At 68.1% G+C, this 1,489-nt stretch carries 1 protein-coding gene; it reads right to left on the minus strand.

Annotated features, from left to right (window positions below):
- Positions 1 to 7: 7 nt before the first annotated feature.
- Positions 8 to 1,207: an IS30 family transposase gene (locus AB0H52_RS32000; protein ID WP_357952033.1), complete on the minus strand. Its 1,200-nt coding sequence runs from the start codon at positions 1,205 to 1,207 to the stop codon at positions 8 to 10.
- Between the last annotated feature and the right edge of the window lie 282 nt (positions 1,208 to 1,489).

Consider the following 1,489-nt stretch of genomic DNA (forward strand, 5'->3'; position numbering starts at 1 on the left):
GGCGAGTTCAATCGGTTGTTGCAACACCGGGCTGTTCCAGCGAGCTTAGCTGTTCGGCGAAGACCTCGGCCGGGGTCTTCCAGCCAAGGCTCTTGCGGGGCCGGTTGTTGACCGCGAGGGCGACGGCTTCGAGGTCCTCATCGGACCACCTCGACAGGTCGGTGCCCTTCGGGAAGTACTGACGCAGCAGCCCGTTGGTGTTCTCGTTCGTCGGCCGCTGCCAGGGCGAGTGCGGATCGGCGAAGAACACCTTCGTGCCGGTATCGAGGGCGAATTGCGCATGACCGGAGAGTTCCTTCCCACGATCCCAGGTGAGGGTCTTGCGCAGTTGCTGGGGCAGCTTCGTCATCGATGCTGTCAGCGCGGTGTTCATCGCGATGGCGCCGTAGCCGCCGAGCGAGGGACCGTTCTTCACGGGTGGTTTCTCGCCCCACCCCTGCAACCGAGGCAGATGCACCAGGAGCGTGCAGCGGCTGGAGCGTTCGACGAGCGTGCCGATCGCGGAACGACCCGTCCCGATGATCAGATCGCCTTCCCAGTGCCCGGGGACCGCGCGGTCCGCGGCTTCGGCGGGCCGCTCGGACAGGACGACATCGGCAGTGACATGCCCTTGCGGCTTGTTCCGGGACCGCGCTCTGGGAACCCGCAGCGCCCGGCCGGTGCGCAGACACGCGACCAGCTCCCGCTTGAGCGCTCCACGCCCCTGAATGAACAGCGACTGGTAGATCGCCTCATGGCTGATGCGCATGCACTCATCATCGGGGAAGTCGACACGCAGCCGGTGCGAGATCTGCTCCGGGCTCCACGCCGTCGCCCAGCGGCGGTCCTGCCGATGCGGCTTGTTCAACCCCTTCCACGCGGGCGCCTCAGGCCCGGTGACGACCGTGCCGTCGGGTCGCCGGACCCTGCCGGCGAGCCGATCCTGCACGTACTCCCGCAACCTGCCATTACCCACGAGCCTCGCCGTCTTCGGACGCTTCGCCGCCTGCTGCGCCTTCCACTGCGCCACCAGAGCCCGGTAGACCGGCTTACCGCCCCTGGTCGCCGAGTTACGGCGCAGCTCGCGTGAGATTGTTCCCGGGTCGCGTCCGATCCTGCGGGCGATCTCCCGCACGCCGACTCCCTGGGCGCGCAGCAACGCGATCTCCTCGCGCTCGGCGAATGACAGGTAACGGCCGGTGGGCTCGTCCAGACTGATCGGCGGCATGCCGCCAGCGTGACGGAACCACCGGAACCCGACCGGCCACGACACACCCACAGCCTCCGCGGCCTCCAGCGTGGTTACTCCCGACGCGATCCGCCGCCAGAAGTCCCGCTGCACCGCACGAGACGGCTCCGGCCGTCCCGGTGAACGCATCGGCGGCCGCAACGCCCGATCCGACGCCCACTGTCGCCGCCCGCCAGCCGGCACCTCAGGAATCTGCTTCTTCCCGCGCCCCATCGCAAACCTCCGTGATCAAGGTGTTGCGACGATCAGTTGAATTCGCCC

The sequence above is a fragment of the Micromonospora sp. NPDC050695 genome, from assembly GCF_040654415.1.
In the GTDB taxonomy this organism is placed as follows: Bacteria; Actinomycetota; Actinomycetes; order Mycobacteriales; family Micromonosporaceae; genus Micromonospora.

What these genes read in the sequence shown, in the direction of transcription:
- AB0H52_RS32000 (WP_357952033.1), bottom strand. Translation starts at nt 1,207, where the DNA reads ATGCCGCCGATCAGTCTGGACGAGCCCACCGGCCGTTACCTGTCATTC.